1 protein-coding gene is annotated in these 782 nt (G+C 44.5%); it reads right to left on the bottom strand.

The annotated features are described in order from the left end of the window. Window positions 1-782, bottom strand: a 782-nt coding sequence (locus R7040_RS25905) for an Ig-like domain-containing protein (RefSeq protein ID WP_318097491.1), incomplete at both ends; no start/stop codon positions are given.

The raw sequence follows: 782 nt of genomic DNA, 5'->3' as shown, positions 1-782 counted from the left end.
AGATTCAGACACTCCACCTGATGTCACGACATAAGTGAAAGTATCTTTACCGACGTAGTTATCATCTGGTGTGTAGGTCACCGTACCATCGTTGTTTACGATGACGGTACCATTTTTAGGACCATTCTCAGCGTCCAGAGACACCACTTTATCTTTGCCTTCAAACGTGTCGTTACCTAAGACCTTGATGATGGTTGGCGTATCTTCAACAACCGTCGTTTTGTCTGCCTCAATGTCTGCCACAGGCGTTACCGTGAAGTTCACCGTTTGGCTAACGCTCTCGCCGCTTGGGTCTTTAGCTGAGAACGTAATTGTCTCTTTGCCATTCCAATCCGCAGTCGGAGTGATGGTAGCAACGCCACTCACAATAGAGATTTGGATGCTGTTATTGCCAGAAACTGAGAATTCTAGCGAGGAATCAGAATCTTTGAATACTTCATTCAAGTCGATCGTGTATGCATCGAAATCTTCCGATAACACTTGGTCTGCAATGGCATTTTCAACAGTCGGTGCATCGTTAACACGATTCACAATCAAACTGTCACTGTCGTTAGCTGTTGGATTTACACCATCCGATACTGACGCGCTAATAGTTAGGTCTTTAAGGTTAAGTTCATCATTATTAACTGCATCAACGCCTGCTTGAGTCAGCTTGACTTCATTGCCAACCAACACGAAGTAGCCGTTTGAGTTGTTTTCTAAAGAAACGGTTAATTGGTCTTCAGGCGTGTCAGTATCACGAACCGTTAAGGTTGCGACTACCGTATCAATGCTCACTGCAT

The sequence above is a fragment of the Vibrio sp. 1069 genome, assembly GCF_033340555.1.
This window is presented reverse-complemented; position numbering and strand designations above follow the sequence as displayed.